Annotated in this window: 19 protein-coding genes; 5 read left to right on the forward strand and 14 right to left on the reverse strand. The window is 59.7% G+C overall.

What is annotated here, in order from left to right:
* Positions 1-69: 69 nt before the first annotated feature.
* From QM748_RS03515 to QM748_RS03535, 5 genes are all read left to right on the forward strand, one after another.
* On the forward strand, positions 70-1,194 hold the full coding sequence (locus QM748_RS03515) for an ABC transporter substrate-binding protein (RefSeq protein ID WP_415245671.1): 1,125 nt from the start codon (positions 70-72) through the stop codon (positions 1,192-1,194).
* Positions 1,195-1,248: 54 nt separating this feature from the next.
* Positions 1,249-2,301: a FecCD family ABC transporter permease gene (locus QM748_RS03520; protein WP_415245672.1), complete on the forward strand. Its 1,053-nt coding sequence runs from the start codon at positions 1,249-1,251 to the stop codon at positions 2,299-2,301.
* A complete protein-coding gene (locus QM748_RS03525) occupies positions 2,294-3,124 on the forward strand; it encodes an ABC transporter ATP-binding protein (RefSeq protein WP_415245673.1) in 831 nt (276 codons plus the stop codon). Before QM748_RS03520 ends, QM748_RS03525 begins: the two co-directional genes overlap by 8 nt.
* Positions 3,125-3,193: 69 nt before the next feature.
* Positions 3,194-3,649, forward strand: a complete 456-nt coding sequence (locus tag QM748_RS03530; protein ID WP_415245674.1) for a plastocyanin/azurin family copper-binding protein — start codon at positions 3,194-3,196, stop codon at positions 3,647-3,649.
* A 5-nt stretch (positions 3,650-3,654) separates the two neighbouring features.
* Entirely contained in the window at positions 3,655-4,986 is a 1,332-nt protein-coding gene (locus tag QM748_RS03535) for an OprD family outer membrane porin (protein ID WP_415245675.1), read from the forward strand.
* Positions 4,987-5,070: 84 nt separating this feature from the next.
* On the opposite strand, the gene tsaA is transcribed toward QM748_RS03535, so the two are convergent.
* The 14 genes from tsaA to QM748_RS03605 all read right to left on the reverse strand — a co-directional run bounded on the left by tsaA (position 5,071) and on the right by QM748_RS03605 (position 14,161).
* Positions 5,071-5,562, reverse strand: coding sequence for a tRNA (N6-threonylcarbamoyladenosine(37)-N6)-methyltransferase TrmO (tsaA, locus tag QM748_RS03540; RefSeq protein ID WP_415245676.1), 492 nt, complete (start codon positions 5,560-5,562; stop codon positions 5,071-5,073).
* A 95-nt stretch (positions 5,563-5,657) separates the two neighbouring features.
* The gene (locus QM748_RS03545; protein WP_415245677.1) at positions 5,658-6,140 is read right to left on the reverse strand and encodes a GFA family protein; all 483 of its coding nucleotides are present in this window, start codon (positions 6,138-6,140) and stop codon (positions 5,658-5,660) included.
* Positions 6,106-6,456, reverse strand: coding sequence for a hypothetical protein (locus QM748_RS03550; protein WP_415245678.1), 351 nt, complete (start codon positions 6,454-6,456; stop codon positions 6,106-6,108). The genes QM748_RS03545 and QM748_RS03550 overlap by 35 nt, the downstream gene beginning before the upstream one ends.
* Before the next feature lie 65 nt (positions 6,457-6,521).
* Complete coding sequence (locus QM748_RS03555; RefSeq protein ID WP_415245679.1) at positions 6,522-6,884, reverse strand: hypothetical protein; 363 nt, start codon at positions 6,882-6,884, stop codon at positions 6,522-6,524.
* Between the two features lie 696 nt (positions 6,885-7,580).
* Complete coding sequence (locus QM748_RS03560) at positions 7,581-7,958, reverse strand: hypothetical protein (RefSeq protein WP_415248087.1); 378 nt, start codon at positions 7,956-7,958, stop codon at positions 7,581-7,583.
* Positions 7,909-8,511, reverse strand: coding sequence for a class I SAM-dependent methyltransferase (locus QM748_RS03565; RefSeq protein ID WP_415245680.1), 603 nt, complete (start codon positions 8,509-8,511; stop codon positions 7,909-7,911). The genes QM748_RS03560 and QM748_RS03565 overlap by 50 nt, the downstream gene beginning before the upstream one ends.
* Before the next feature lie 46 nt (positions 8,512-8,557).
* Positions 8,558-9,385, reverse strand: coding sequence for a class D beta-lactamase (gene blaOXA, locus QM748_RS03570; protein WP_415248010.1), 828 nt, complete (start codon positions 9,383-9,385; stop codon positions 8,558-8,560).
* A 63-nt stretch (positions 9,386-9,448) separates the two neighbouring features.
* On the reverse strand, positions 9,449-10,156 hold the full coding sequence (locus tag QM748_RS03575) for a DNA-3-methyladenine glycosylase I (protein WP_415245681.1): 708 nt from the start codon (positions 10,154-10,156) through the stop codon (positions 9,449-9,451).
* 106 nt (positions 10,157-10,262) lie between these two features.
* Positions 10,263-10,571 carry a hypothetical protein gene (locus QM748_RS03580; protein ID WP_415245682.1) on the reverse strand — a complete coding sequence of 103 codons (309 nt, stop codon included), beginning with the start codon at positions 10,569-10,571 and terminating at the stop codon, positions 10,263-10,265.
* A 34-nt stretch (positions 10,572-10,605) separates the two neighbouring features.
* On the reverse strand, positions 10,606-10,893 hold the full coding sequence (locus QM748_RS03585) for a DUF1330 domain-containing protein (RefSeq protein WP_415245683.1): 288 nt from the start codon (positions 10,891-10,893) through the stop codon (positions 10,606-10,608).
* A gap of 389 nt (positions 10,894-11,282) precedes the next feature.
* Complete coding sequence (locus QM748_RS03590) at positions 11,283-11,828, reverse strand: helix-turn-helix domain-containing protein (RefSeq protein ID WP_415245684.1); 546 nt, start codon at positions 11,826-11,828, stop codon at positions 11,283-11,285.
* Between the two features lie 28 nt (positions 11,829-11,856).
* Positions 11,857-12,228, reverse strand: a complete 372-nt coding sequence (locus QM748_RS03595; protein WP_415245685.1) for a hypothetical protein — start codon at positions 12,226-12,228, stop codon at positions 11,857-11,859.
* A gap of 119 nt (positions 12,229-12,347) precedes the next feature.
* Entirely contained in the window at positions 12,348-12,755 is a 408-nt protein-coding gene (locus QM748_RS03600) for a GNAT family N-acetyltransferase (RefSeq protein WP_415245686.1), read from the reverse strand.
* A gap of 86 nt (positions 12,756-12,841) precedes the next feature.
* Positions 12,842-14,161, reverse strand: a complete 1,320-nt coding sequence (locus tag QM748_RS03605; RefSeq protein WP_415245687.1) for a GGDEF domain-containing protein — start codon at positions 14,159-14,161, stop codon at positions 12,842-12,844.
* Between the last annotated feature and the right edge of the window lie 1,093 nt (positions 14,162-15,254).

Consider the following 15,254-nt stretch of genomic DNA (forward strand, 5'->3'; position numbering starts at 1 on the left):
TCATTGATGGCTGGAATGGGCTGCTATAGACTCCGCCCGACTTCAACCCGCCGTTCATGGAAATTACTCATGATGAATCTCAAGCACCTGGTCAAAAGCCTGCTCGTCTCTGCCTGCATCAGTGCATCGGCATTTTCCGCTCATGCCGAGGTCAAGACCCTGACCGACATCAGCGGCCAGCAGGTCACACTCGACCTGCCCGCCAAGCGCGTGGCGCTGGGCTTCTATTTCGAAGACTACATGGCCGTGGCCGGCGAGCAGGGCTGGGCCAAGGTGGTTGGTATCTCGAAGGAGGCGTGGAAGGGCTGGCGGCCGGCGAGCTGGAAGCTCTACACCGGGCACATGCCCGCCATCGACCAATTGCCCGACATGGGTGAGGTGGAGATCATGACTTTCTCGGTCGAGAAGGTCATCGAGCTGAAGCCCGACGTGCTGGTGCTGGCCGAATGGCAGGTGCTGGGTCTGGGCGGCGACGTCGACCAGATCAAGGAAGCCGGCATTCCGATCGTGGTGGTGGACTACAACGCGCAGAAGCTGGAGAACCATCTGAAGAGCACCGAGCTGTTCGGCGAGATTGCCGGTCAGCCCAAGCGCGCCGCCGCGATCAGCAAGGACTACAAGGACGCGATCGACGACATCAATGCGCGCCTGGCCAAGGCCGGCCTGCCCAAGCCCAAGGCTTACGCCGAGTTCGGCAACAAGGGTCCGGGCGAAGTCGGCTTCACCTACGGCAAGAACATGTGGGGCGGCATGATCGAGCAGGCCGGCGGCGTCAACATCGCCAAGCCCTTCGTCGAGTGGTGGGGGCCGATCAACCCCGAGCAGGTGATCGCCTCGATGCCGGACGTGGTGTTCATCAGCGGCACGGAAGGCGGCAACCTGTCCAAGACGTCCACCGCGATGCGCATCGGCCAGGGTGTGGACCGCAAGGAAACGGCCGAGCGTCTGGCTGGCTACACCAAGCGTCCTGGCTGGGATGCGCTGCCGGCGGTCAAGAACCGGCGCCTTCATGCGCTGTACCAGGGGGCATCGCGTACCCAGGCCGACTACACGATGGTGCAGTACATCGCCAAGGCGTTGTATCCCACGGTATTCGCCGACCTGAACCCCGAGCAGAACTACATCGACTTCTACAAGAAGTACCTGCCGGTGGTGCCGCAGGGCACTTTCGCTACCAACCTGGACGCGCAGTAAGCACGGTTGGCCGTCATGCAGGGGAAAGCCCTGCGTGACGGCCATGGAGTTCCCATGCAACTTTCCGCACAACTGGAGTCGGCACAGCTGACACACCGCCGCCGCGAACGCCGCCGCGGCGGCTTTTTGCTCGTGTCCGCGGTGCTCTGTCTGTTCACCCTGGTGCTGGACATTGCCACCGGACCGTCGATGATCGGCCTGGTCGATGTGGTGCAGACGCTGCTCAACCTCGATGAGGCCGACAGTTCCACCCGCGCGATCGTCATGAACATGCGGCTGCCGATCGCCGCGATGGCGCTGGTCGTTGGCGCGTCGCTGGCGCTGGGTGGTGCCGAGATGCAGACTTTGCTGAACAATCCGATGGCCAGCCCCTACACCCTGGGCCTGGCGGCGGCGTCAGGTTTCGGCGCGGCGCTGACACTGTATTTCGACGGCTTCGGCCTGCCGCACCTGGTCGCCGTGCCGCTGGGCGGTTTCGTCTTCTGCATGCTCGCTGCGGGGCTGCTGTTCGTGCTGGCCTCGGTGAGAGGCATCAGCACCTACGTGCTGGTGCTGGCGGGCATTTCGCTGCTGTTCCTGTTCCAGGCGATGCTGAGCCTGCTGCAATACATGGCCTCGCCGGAACTGAGCCAGCAGATCACGTTCTGGCTGTTCGGCAGCCTGCTCAAGAGCCACTGGTACAGCGTGGCCTGCGTGGCCGGGGTGCTGGCGTTCTGCACCGTGCTGCTGATGCGCGATTCCTGGAAGCTCACCGCGCTGCGCATGGGCGAGGAGCGTGCCGCGAGCCTGGGCGTGAACGTGCGCTGGCTGCGGCTGAAGACGCTGGGGCTGGTGTCGCTGATCACCGCCACGGCGATCGGCTTCGTCGGCGTGATTGGCTTCATCGGCCTGGTGGCGCCGCACATCGCCCGCATGCTGGTGGGCGAGGACCAGCGCTACTACGTTCCGCTGTCGATGCTGTGCGGCGCCTGCCTGCTGTCGGCTTCGTCGGTGCTGTCCAAGACCATCCTGCCGGGTGCGATCTTCCCGATCGGCATCGTCACCGCGCTGATCGGCGTGCCGTTCTTCTTCATCTTGATCCTGCAGAGCCTGCGCAAACATGCTTGATATCACCGACGCCACCGTGATGCGGGGCAAGGACACCATCCTCGAAGGCATTTCCCTGCAACTGCATCCCGGGCGGCTGTACGCCATCATCGGTCCCAACGGCGCTGGCAAGTCCACCCTGCTGAAGATGGTCACGGGACAGTTGCAGCAAGTGAGGGGGCAGGTGCGTTACGGCGATGTGCAGAAAGACCATTCCCGCCTGACGCAGTGGCAGGCCGAAATGGCCTACATGCCGCAGGACATCAACCTGGACGTGGATCTGAGCGCGGTGGAAGTGGTGCTGCTCGGACGCCTGACCAACCTCGGCATGCACATCAGCGACGAACTGCTGCAACAGGCGCTGACCGCCCTGCAGACCGTCGGCCTGCTGCATCTGGCCAACCGTTCGGTCGCCCGCCTCAGCGGCGGACAGCGCCAGATGGTGCTGTTCGCCCAGTTGCTGATGCGGCAAAGCCCGCTGATGCTGCTCGACGAGCCGGTCAGCGCGCTGGACCTGAAGCACCAGGTGCAGTTGCTCGACATCCTGCTGGAGCAGACGCGCCAGCGCAACTGCATCACCCTGACCGTGCTGCACGACCTGAACCTGGTGGCGCAGTACGCGGATGAGGCCATCGTCATCGCCGAGCGCGGCGTTCAGGCGCAAGGCGCGCCGAACGAAGTGATGAGCGTCGGCTTCCTGGAGCGCATCTACGGCATCCGCACCGACGTCGTCACCGGCTGCGACGGCCTGCCGCGCGTCACGCCGCTGCGCGGCGCCTCCGGCGGTACTGCCGGCAGGGCCATGGAAGCTGCGTCCATGGAAGCTGCGTATCAGCCCGCCTGATCTGCGCCTCGAGACCGTTTTCCCTTGTTTAACCCACTCGACTCATCAACCATGAAAACTAGAAACTGGATGGCTGCCCTAGCCTGCATCGCAGCTACGACCCTGGCCCCCCAAGCCTGGGGGGCCGATCACGTCGTGGAAATGCTCGACATCGACGATGCCGGTGCCACGATGGCCTTCAAGCCCATGTACCTCACGGTTCAGCCGGGCGATACCGTCACCTTCAAGCCGACGCACAAGACCCATTTCGTCAAGCTGATGACCGCGCCTGCCGGCGTCAAGAAATTCACCAGCAAGGAAGACGAGGAATACAGCGTCACCTTCGACAAGGCCGGCGTGTATTTCTATGTCTGCCCGCCGCACATGATGATGGCGATGATCGGCGCCATCCAGGTCGGCGAAGGCGAGGAGATGCAATCGCAGATTCCCGCAGCCGTGAAGTCGGTGCAGGGCCTGCGTGGGCGCATGATGACCAATGCCAACCGTGCCGACGAGCTCATCGGCTTGATGGAGGCTGCGAAGTGAAAGCCATGAAGAACAGGAATATCCCGCTGGCGCTGTGCGCGCTGGCCGCTGCGATGGCGGCCTCCCTCCCGGCCCACGCGGGTGCTCAGGACGATGCCAAGGGCCTCGTCGAAGGCGCAACGCTGAAGATGCAGAACCGCCTGCTGTACGAGCGGCTGAATTATCAGCACGGCGACACCACGCGCGTGGTGAAGGGGCCGCGCTCGGACAAGGCCGAGGAAATCGGCTATGGCCTGATGCTCAACTTCGAATCGGGCTACACGCAGGGTACGGTCGGCTTCGGCGTCGATGCGCATGCCTATGGCGGGCTGAACCTGGGCGCCGACCCGGACACCGTGCGCAGCAACCCACGCTATCTCGCGCGGGACGACGACGACCTGAAGGATGCCTTCGGCCGCGCCGGCGCGGTGGTGAAAGTGCGCTTCTCCAATACCGAACTGAAGTACGGTGAAATGCGCACCAAGAATCCGATCTTCCACTCGTCGGATACCCGCTTGCTGCCCGAAACCAACCGCGGCTGGCTGCTGAGCAGCAACGAGATCAAGAACCTGTCGCTGCAGGCCGGTCGCTTCACCCAGTGGGCCGACCGCAATTCGCGCAAGAACGGCGGCGAACTGCTGGCCAACTACTCGGGCGTCAACGGCAATTCCTTCACCTTCGCCGGTGGCAACTGGACCACGCCGGTCGCGGGGCTGAGCGTCTCCGGCTACTACGGCCGCTATGAGGACGTGTGGAACACCGCCTATCTGGGCGGCTTCTACAAGATGGCGCTGGCCGACAAGCAGTCGCTGTCGTTCAGCCTGAACCTGTACCGCAACACCGACACTGGCAAGGCCAAGGCCGGCAAGGTGGACAACACCACCTGGAGCCTGATGAGCACTTATGCCTTCGGCGTGCACAAGCTGGGGCTGGGCTATCAGAAGGTGGATGGCGACACGCCGTTCGATTACGTCAACCGCGGCTCGATCTGGCTGGAAAACGCCATGCAGATCTCCGACTTCAATGCGCCGAACGAAGCATCGTGGCAACTGAAGTACGACGTCGATCTCGGCCAGATGGTCACGCCGGGCCTGACGGCAGGCGTGGCCTACACGCGCGGTTCAGACATCGATTACCGTCGCATGAACAGCGTCTACACCAGCTTCCTCGGTGCGCCGGGCTCGGGTGGCAAGCACTGGGAACGCGACATGATCGTTCGCTACACGGTGCAGGAAGGCAAGGCCAAGGGTCTGGCCCTGCAACTGCGCTACAGCGTTCATCGCCCGAACAAGGCGCAGGGCGAACTGAGCGTGGATCAGATCCGCCTGGTGGCGGAAATGCCGTTGAGCATTTTCTGATGTGAAAGGCGCGGCCGGCTCCGGTTACGGGGCTGGCCGTCGTTCGCCGGCCGCACCTCGCCGGCCGCACTGTTTGTCGCTGTTCTATCCCATGCGGTCGTCGGACAGCCTGCCCGGTAACTGCCCCAGACGTCCGGCGAACCAGCCGATACGCTCGGTGTGGCGGACGTCGAATGCGGGCAAGTAAGGCTTGATGTCCAGTACCGGCGTGCCATCGACCATGTCGTTGCCCTCGAATGACAGCCGTGTGCCATCGACGCCAGTGAGCCGCACGATCGACAGGCCGATCCGGTTCGGGCGGCTGGGCGAGCGCGTCGCGAACACGCCGTGGCTGGCATCGTCGAGGAAGGGCACCACCTCCAGCGGCTCGTCCGTTCCCAGATGGAGGCGGGTGAGCAGGATGATGTATTCGAAGTCAGCCAGATCCTTCAGCCCGGCGGCGAATTCGGCAAAGACTTCGATTTCTCCCTTCACCTCCGGTGCGCCGGCAGTCTGGATCGGAACGCCTTCCTTCGACGTGAAGGGGCTGAGTACCCGGCCGATGGGGCGCATGAGAATCAGGTCGGAGTCATTCATGGGATATCGGGCTGGGCGTGGTCGGCAAGACGAGGGAATAGCTGGATGCACGATCCTGCGTGGCGTGCATCGGGATGGGCCTCACGAAGCGGGTTTCATGCCGCGTCGCCATCAGGCGCCAACTGCTCGAATACCTGCTGGCCGGTGAGCTTGTGCGTCTCGTTCCTGAAGTCGTAGAACGGTGGCTTCTCGTCGATGAAGATTTCATTGGTGAGCCGGAATTGAGTGTCCTGGAAAAGCCCGGCTGGAAGGATGTACTCGTTGCTCGGCAGCAGGTGGTAGAACAGATGTGTTCCGCATGTGGAGCAGAAGCCGCGCTCGGCCCAGTCGGATGAGCGATACGTGGAGGGTGTATTACCACTGAAGCGCACGCCTGCTCCGCAGTGGACCGCGAACATCGGCCCGCCCGACCAGCGTCTGCACATGGAGCAGTGGCACAGCCCCACTTCAGTGCGATCCTCGGCTTCGACTTCGATGGCGCCGCACAGACATGAGCCCTTCATGGCAATCTCCTTGGTTGTTGGCTGACGAAAACCGGATTCTTCAGCCTTTTTGTTCGCGCGATCGAGCCTGGACAAGCGCAAAGGCCTGAGTGGCGAAGAGCAGCGCGAGTCCGGAAAAGAGCCAGGCTGGCCCGTGAGTGCCCATGAGCGAGTGCATGACGCTGTATATATAGGAAAACTTTCCGCTGAATGGCGGTAGCGAAGGCTGGAACCATTGGGCCGCCGCCATGATCGCCATCATCAGACTCACGCCAAGGATACCGAGAAATTTCGGATCGGAATAAGGGGCTTGTTTTCCGGGCGTGATTTTTGAAACCGTCAGACGATGGCGGTCCCAGGCGATGAATGCCAGCAGCGCGAGCATCAGGCCGATGAAGATCAGAATAGGCATGGAATGGCAATATTTTTATGTTGCGAAGTACAAAACCGGGCTCTGCGTCAAGAATGATCGGGTGGTTATCTCTGCTTGCGAGGGAAGAAATAATGGTAAGTCAGAAAGAGCGGAACCCCGAGAATGACTAAAAAACCATATCTACCAGCTGGAACGCCCAGAAACCAGGAAAACAGAAAGGCCAGCAGCCATGCCGCTGAAACGAGAGTCGTCGCTTTGTAACGGGCAGTTTTTTCATTTTCGGAGGGCGAGCTTGCCCAGAGATAGCCGAACACCAGTACGACGGGGGTGGACGCGAGGGCGAGAGCCAGTAGCAGAATCATACGAAGGTGGTGCGTCAGGTTTTGCTCGCCAGGGATGGCTTGATCATCAGGATGACGAGGAAGATCAGGGTTCGGATCACTTTCTGGATGGAAGCGAAACCTCACCCGCTTGATCCGAACCTGACCCAGCCACGTATATTGAGGTAATCGTCAGATTGAGAGTCAAGATAGGAATACATCTTCTCGAGTATCTGTGCGCCAGACGCTCCATTTGATTTCCCCTCCTCAAAGATTCTCTTCATGCCCTCGTTGACTTTAGCGGCCTCCGCTTTGAATGAAGCTAGATTACTATCCGTAACTACCTCTCCCGTATATGTATATCTAATTATCGGGTAAGACGATATGTTGACTAAAGGACCTTGCTGCGAATAAGTGTCAGCATGAACAAAGTCACTGGCTGTTTTCATGGCATCACTTGGATTAGCTTCTGCATTCTTGAGAGAAGCTGCTCTGGATTCTGGGGTTGGGCCAGAAGCGTGCTGCGCAGCAAGATGGCGTGCCGTTTGGGAAAGTGTGACATGCGTTGAAGTTTCTGTAGTCTCTCCGGCAGAACTTGCCGGCGAGGCAGAACTTGCCGAGGAGCTAGAGATCGTCTTTGTCTGCGCTGACTGCGCCTGATATAGAGAGAGGGCGGCGCCTATCGTCGAGGCTAAATTTGCCAGCATGATGGAGTCTCTATTGTGTCGGAGTATTTTATATAAGCAATTTTCATGCCTATTGAGAAAATATCAAGAGCGATCGAGTCCATTATGTCATACATGGTTTTGATAGTCACAAATTGCCCGAGCCCACCACTTATGATCAGGCTTTACTGACGAGTGAGGGCTTGACCACCAGAACGATCAGGAAGATCACGGTTCGGATCACTTTCTGGATGGAAGCGAAGCACAGCAGGAAGACCAGGATCTGGCTCGCCTCGAAAGATCCTTCAAGTACGTCGAAACCGACCGACCTCGTCAGCCAGTGGGAAAGCATGAATGCAAGGTAGAACGTTATGCCTTGCATCCACCATTTGTTTTCGATTTTCGGGATGGAGATATCGAGCATGGGTGTGGTGCCTGTGTCGAGTCGCGTGATGAAATGCTTGCCTGGTTCGAGGGCGTACGTGAAGACCGCTCGGGCCTTGTTGCTACGGTTTTCTGACGATGAGATCGAAGCGATGCCAATGGTGAGGCACATGCCCGCCATCGCCCTCGGCTTCGCGCAGCAGTTCGACCGTCAAGTCTTTGCACAAGGCTTCGACATCTTCCTTGTCATGAAAGCTCATTTCGGTGTGTTCAGCCCAATCATGTCTGTTGCCAAAGAGATGGCCGACGAATACCCCGCCGCCGGGTTCGAGTGCCGCGACGATCGAGGTCCAGAGGGACGGAAAGCTCGCAGGGGCACAGAACGGCAGGCTGAGCCCTGCGTGGATGAGCGCAGCGGGTGGCAGTTCATCCAGATCCTCGAAGCGCGAGACGAGGGTAAGCAGGTTGCCGCCGGAACTCTTGGCTGCCAATGCTTCGACACGCCGGATGGCTTTCGGCTCCTTGTCGATGGCCAGTACGTGCCAGCGCGCGTTCAGTAACAGTGAGGTCTCGATGCCGGCGCCGCAACCAAGATCGATGGCGTGGCCGTTGCCATGGGGGATGAGTTCGGTACCGAGCGCGCGACGGAGGAGCGGCGAGGCCGCACGACCCTGATTGGCGCGATAGAAAACTTCCCATCCGGTCTCAGTTTCCGTGGCTGACATGGGAGTCGTCCTTATCCGTGTTGTGGCGAAAATGTTCGAAGCAGCCTTATCGTCCAGCGCCCGGGCTGCTCGCCGGCTCGGGCGGCAAGGCCTCGATGGAGCGGAGTATGGAGCGCCCGATCGCCTCTCTCTTATAGAGATCGTCCATTCTGTTTGGCGTATCGATGTTCAGCGCGAAGAAGACCGGACCGCCTGGCCACTCGACCCAGCCGACCCACCAGCCGATGCGGCCTTCCCAGCCCGTCTTCGCACGCAGTATCCAGTTGCGGCCGGCTTCCACGATCATGAGGTCCTTGACCAGGCGCTGGTGCTCCACCTGGAAGGGCTGCTCGTTTCGATAGAGTTTCCTGAGAAAAGCGACCTGCTCCTGTGCCGAGATCGCAAGCTCTCCATCTATCCAGTAGTTGCCCTCCTTCGTCGAGGGCCTGGCGTTGCCATAGCCGATCTGCCCGAGATAGCGCCTGGCGCGGCTCTCACCGATTTCCTCCGCAAACAGTTCATAGACCCAGACGGCGGAGTTCCGCATCGCGGACCGCAAGTCCTGATCCTGGTTGTGGGCAGCGAAGCTCCGCTCGATACCATCCCAGCGAAAAACCTGAAATTCGTCGCGGACGGCGCCTGCGTCGAGCGCGAAAAGCGTATGGGGGATCTTGAAGGTAGAGGCCGGTGAATAGCGCTTCTCCGACCTGGCTCGGTCGAAGACTGTCAAGGCGGGAGCGGCCGGGCGCTCGTCCAGTACAACGATCGTGCCTTTGGCCTGAAAGTCATTGAAGAACCTTGCCCAGTCGGCTCGCTCCTGCACGTCTCCCTGGGCATGCGAGAAAGAGATCAGAGCAAATGCGGATAGCAGAACCGCGAATATCCGGATTGCCACCGATTCTCCCTTGCGGCTCGACGGCCGTCGCGCCCGGCGGACGCAGCTGTTCGGCATGCTGGATCAGAACTGCGGATTGATGCTCAGCGACAGCATGGCGGACAGTTGGCACAACTGCCTGCCGGAGTCTTGCTGCAGCGTGTTGAAGGCATCCTGCACGATCTGCAGGTCGCGCTGGCTGCTGGGCTCGTGGTCGATGATGCCGGCGGCGGCCAGGCGGGCAACCACGTCGCTGGTCAGGAGGAACGTATCCTTTCCGACCAGGCGCAGGAAGCCGGCGGCGGAGCGTCCGCCCAGGCGGGAACCGCGCTTGGCCAGCAAGCGCCACAAGCCGATGATGTCGGAACTTGGCCAGTCGGCGATGAATTCACCGAAACTCATGTCCTGCTCCTGGCGGATATCCAGGATGAAGCGGGCGTTCTTCGGAATGCTCTGCAGCTTGGTGCGGTCGCGGATGATCCGCTCGTTCTTCATATGGGCTTCGATCTGCTCGGGGCCGAGCAGTACCATCTGCTCGGGTGCAAAACCGTCGAAGGCTTCTTCGAAGGCAGGCCACTTGGCGTCGACCACCGAATGCTGTATCCCGGCCTGGAATACCCTCTGGCTCATGGCCGAGAGGTAGCGGTCATCACCCTTGCGCTTCAATTCTCCGGAAGTGAATGCCTTGGGCAGAAAGGCCTCCATGGCCTCATCCGATTCAAAACGCTTGCGTACGGTGTCGTAAAGCCAGGGGTAGCTGAGAGCCGTGCTGGTTTCTTGTCGTTTCGGCATGTAGGTGTCGTGCAAAAGCGGCCTTAAGGTTTGAACGTACCCGAATCCGGCTTCAGCGCATGCTGGACGGGCATCGGCGGCACCCTTATCCCGTCCGGCCCGATCGTCAGGTTGCTGGCCGCCAGGGTTTGCGCACGATGACGCTCGCGGCAACCGCGACGAAACCCAGCACAACCAGTGACAAGAAGATGGGGAGGCCGATCAGCTCGAACAGCCGGATGGGGCTGACGGCAAGTGCGGTAGCGCAAAGGATGGCGACGATTGCGCTGGGCAGCATCTGGCCTTTCCAGGCCGTGACAGCCGCCAGGAGCAGGAGGGGAGCGACCAGGAACACCGCAGCAGTGAATGGAGCTGCCGCCAGTGGAACGACGAGTGCGGAGATGGCAGCCAAAGTCCATGCGATAACTCGGGTCATGTGAGTGTCTCCTCGGAGCTCGGAGTGGTCTGCATTACGCCGACTCATAACTGATCAGATCGATGTCCGCCGCCTGAGTGCGCAGAGGGACGAGTGCCTGATATGCGCCTGAATTGTACCATTCGGCAATGGCCTTCGAGTCTGGGAAGCATATGACGACTGTATCCGTATGCCTGTGCTGTCCACTGAGTACTTCTGCCTGATGTCCGCGAAGCACGAGTTCGGCTCCCCAGGGCGTGAGCGTTTCCGGTACCTGGCTTCTGTATTCAGCCCATTTGTCCGGGTCTTTCACCGTGATGTGGCCAATAACATATGCTGTCATTTCATTAAGATCCTCGATATTCGGGCCAGCTGTGCCGCCTGCCCTGGCGCCCGGTCGAGCAGGACCCGGACTGCACTGAGAGAATGGTGCAGGGCTTGCTTGTTACAGTGCGTTCGGAAAGTGATTGTGACGTTCATGGTATGTGCCAATCAAATACCTGGACAAGAAACCCCGAAGCCAGAAGCAAGGCGCCGACGATGTAGGCGATTGCATCGAACCACGAAAATCTCACGAAATTCTGGACTTGTGTTTCGCTGATTAGAACCTGGATACTCTTCAAAGTCTGCTTTTTTGGCTTGGCCTTTGCAGCTGAGGAAAAAGGAAAATTGTCCATCATCTGCCGGGCCGGAGGTATCACCAATATGAGGGACCCCAGGAAAGCGAGAAAATTACCCTGCTGGGCAGGGGGGACTGTTGTCAGAGCCAGACAGGACACGACAATCCCTGCTGACAAGGCTGCACATGTCCAGCCAAGCCGTCGCCTGGAGCGGGCCGAATCGTGATTTGACGGGTTGTCCATGGAGGTTGCGGTTGCCGGGAATCAGTAGTTCCGAGTTCGACGACCTCGATAGATTCTCGGGGCCTGCAGCATATTGAGCGTAGTCGCGCGCCGATACTTCCTTGGGGACGAAGTTGAATCCGAAACGATAGCCAACTGCTGCAGCAATCTTCGCTAGCGTGGCGATGGATGTAGCTCCCGAGGTTGTCCCTGACAATATGCTGTCGAGTTCGTCCAGGGAAATCCCTGCCAGCTTTGCGACATGTTCGTGAGCCATATTGCGACTCTCCAGAACCTCCGATACTGCCGCAGCAACCGAGAGAGCAGCGCGCTCTTCCTGCAGCGCATGCGCAATGACAGGATCCCGTTCAGCTGCCGCAACGATTTCGGCTTCCAGCTGGGCGAGGGGAGAGGCAGGGTGGAGAGGTCGTGACATGGGAGCGTCCTTCCTTGATGTTTGCGCCTCACGGCATTGCGTTGTGCCGTTTGGCTGATGTGTCAGCGCTTACGGCACTCGGCGATACATCTGCAGCGACCAGAAGCATTCTCGCTTCACCTTGAGGTGCCGTGGGGCGCGCAATGAAGGTGAAGTACAGGTGATGCCCCTCTGACGAACGAACCCAGAGCGCAGCGCGGGGCGTGAACGATAATCCATTGATCAGGTTGTAGGGCACGGTGTTGCCGTATAGGCGGTCATCGCGCTCCATTTGGGTCATGGCAACGAAGAACCTTGCGGCGGCGCGTTTTGCACCGTCGTTATTACTCCGCAGCATTTGACGAAGCTCGTCAATGATGTTGTCCGGGCCGTAAACGTGATCATAGATACGAAATTCCATGTTCCCCCTCCGGCCGCGTAGTGTTGTCCCAGTTCCAGCATCAGCGACTGCAGCTTTGACCGTAGGTCGTACGATTTGCGATGTCAAGCAGTCGTTCTGAATGTCGACGATGATGGACGCTAGTGCTCCGTTCCCGCATATATCCACATCGGCACCGTTCGCCCCGCGCGGGCAAACCCCATCGTTTCGTAGAACTGCACAGCGTCTCCGTCTGCAGTCAACATGAGCTGATGGAAAAGGCGATAGCGTTCCAGCATGGCTCTCATCATCAAGCGGCCAATTCCCTGCCGTTGAGAAGCCGGATGAACCAGCATGTGCGGGAAGTAAACCACGAGATGCCCATCCGATATTGCGTTCGCAAGACCAAGCAGCCGACCTCCAGCCCTGGCCGTGGCCAGCGAGTGGGATCCCCTCAATGCGGCCATCAGTTCGGTCGGCTTGTCTGCCGAGGACCAGCCGTTGGCGCGATAAAGCTCGATGACTTCATCCTGCCCGATTGCATCTTCCAGGCTTATGACTACATTCATTGTTTCACCATGGCGCCCAATGTGACAACTCGGCGGCTTGCAGCCAGTTTTTCGGTAAAGCATCCTCCTGCAGCCGGGGAGCAGGCTCAGGCAGGAATGAACCGGGTGTGAACATGGCGGTTTCGCCCCAGCTTCTTTGCTTCATACAGCGCATCATCGGCCAATCGCAGCAGTACGTCAGCGGGAGCCGCATGATCCTCAAGCATGACGGAACCAACACTGACAGTGAGGTATGGAGAGATTCCCGATTTGTCATGGGGAATTCGCTTTGCTTCTATTGCTTCCGATATTCTTCTGGCGATTTTCCGGGAGCCTGCTTCATCCGAATTTGTTATTACGGCAATAAACTCCTCCCCGCCAAGGCGTGCGACAAGATCGCTTTCCCGCGATACGCTGGCCTTGATGCATTCTGCGACCGCTTTGATGGCGGAGTCGCCCAGGAGATGGCCGTAATGGTCATTGTACTGTTTGAAGTAGTCAATATCGAACATCATGACGCAGACGGAATGCTGATTGCGTCTTGCCGAATTCAATGTTCTGGTGATTTCTCTGTCAAAGTAACGTCTGTTGTTCAGTCCGGTCAGCGGGTCGGTTGTTGCTTCCAGGGCCAATGCAACGTTGGCCGTGGCAAGCTCTTCCTTTAATGCTTGCAGATTGTTGAAAGCGCTGTTCGCCAAGTCGAGGATGCCGGCATTGTATTCATCGCGTAGTTTGGACAGGTTTAACTGGTGCCGGTATCGCCACAGCAGATCGTCGGCTTCCTCTCTTGTCTGTACTGAGGCTTCATTATCAGGTATGCCGAAAGAGGCAATTCTGGATTTTGGGATCGATCCATTGGCTGTCTTGAAGATCAGTTTGACGACGGTGCGCTGGAATGGAAGCTTTGGGTCGTTGCTGACGCTTTCAATTTCGGTGTTGTAATAAGCCATGTCGTCGAACAGGCAGAATCCGCCGAAAAATATTCCACGAAGGTATGAGGCTGATATCGGCATCACGTTTTCAACCAGCGCGAAACCTTGTTGTACGTTGGTGACAATGTTTCTGCACCAGCCAACCTGGGCGCCCCTGACCACTGAACTGTAACCGCCGCCCTTGTCGTTGCAGTAGACCCAGTCCAGGCTGCTGGTAACCATCTCTTTGCCGGGGCCATGCTGGTACCATAACTCGATGAATTTCACTCCTGCCCAGAACAGAATACTGCTGGCGGCAGGTGTTGACTCCTCGATAAGTGTATTCAGCTTGATCAGGTAGTCGTAGGGATACCACGCATCTGCCAACAAGTTCTCTACTGGAAAATCAATCTGTTCCGACTCGATGACGTGAGTTTTCGAGAATGAATCGAGCATTCCGAGTAGAAAGGCGCCAGAGACCTCGCCCAATGGGGCCGAAGAATTAAGAATGGTCATTTGGCGGGAGTACTGTGTTTTTAAAATAATTCTAGCAAGATGCTGCTGGTGCGGGGACGGAGGTGCCGGCGTGCAAAATCCGTTTGAACCGGCAATCTGGTTCAGATTATTAGGTGAGCGCTCGCTGCAGTACCCCGATCGCCGGTGCCCAATCATCCCCTGGCTGCTTCTTGCGCGTCACCAGCGTCAGCTGCGCAGGCGCGAACACATTCGCGTTGTGCGTGACCGGCGTGGTGATCAGGTATTGCGCCCGCGTGGCGCGCAGGAAGGTGCCGACGCGGTCGATGTTGGCGATGTCGAGGTGGGCGAAAGGTTCGTCGATGAAGACGAAGCCGCCAGGGCGGGCCTCGTCCATCAGCAGACCGATCAGCAGGATCAGCGATTTCATCACCTGCTGGCCGCCGGAGGCTTCGCCGTCGTTGAGGCCGACGGCGCCCTTGCGGTCGAAGTCGAAGCGGACTTCCAGGCCGGCCTGGGCCAGCGACAGATCGTCGTTGTCAAGGTGTGGGGTGGGGCAGTCGACGCTGACGTTGGCGAGTTCGCCGAGTGCTTTCAGGTTCTTGGCGTACTGCCGTACGGTGGCGCGCAGCTTGGCGATGTAGGCGGCGCGGGCGTTGTCGGTGTGGCGGCGGGCGGTGGCGCAGTAGCCCTGGCGGTCGAGGTAGTCGCGCTCGCGCAGGGCGACGTCGGCGGCGAGGCGGTCGCGGACGACGAGCACGGCGGGGTCGGTGATCCAGTCGCCTTCTTCGAGGCGGCGGCGCAGGCGCTCGAGTTCGGCGCGGGCGCCGCGGGCATCGCCGTAGCGTTCGGCGAGCAGGGCGAGTTCGCCGCTGTCGAGCCAGTGCGGCGGCATGCCGCGCCGGCGGCGGCGGAGGCTGAGGATGCGCTCGGCCTGGGCGTGGCGGCGCGGGCTGTGCTCGCGGGCGATGTCGGCCAGGCGCTGGTCGATGGCCTTGAGCGCACTTTGACGGTGGGAAAGCTCGATCTGAATGCCGTTGAGCTTTTCGTTCAGGGCGTCGAGCGTGCCGCGCATGCCGGTCCGTTCGGCGATCGCCGCGGTCAGCGCCTTGCGTGCCTGCGGCAGTTCGGTTTC

This window comes from Thauera sp. (assembly GCF_047601425.1).
GTDB lineage: Bacteria > Pseudomonadota > Gammaproteobacteria > Burkholderiales > Rhodocyclaceae > Thauera.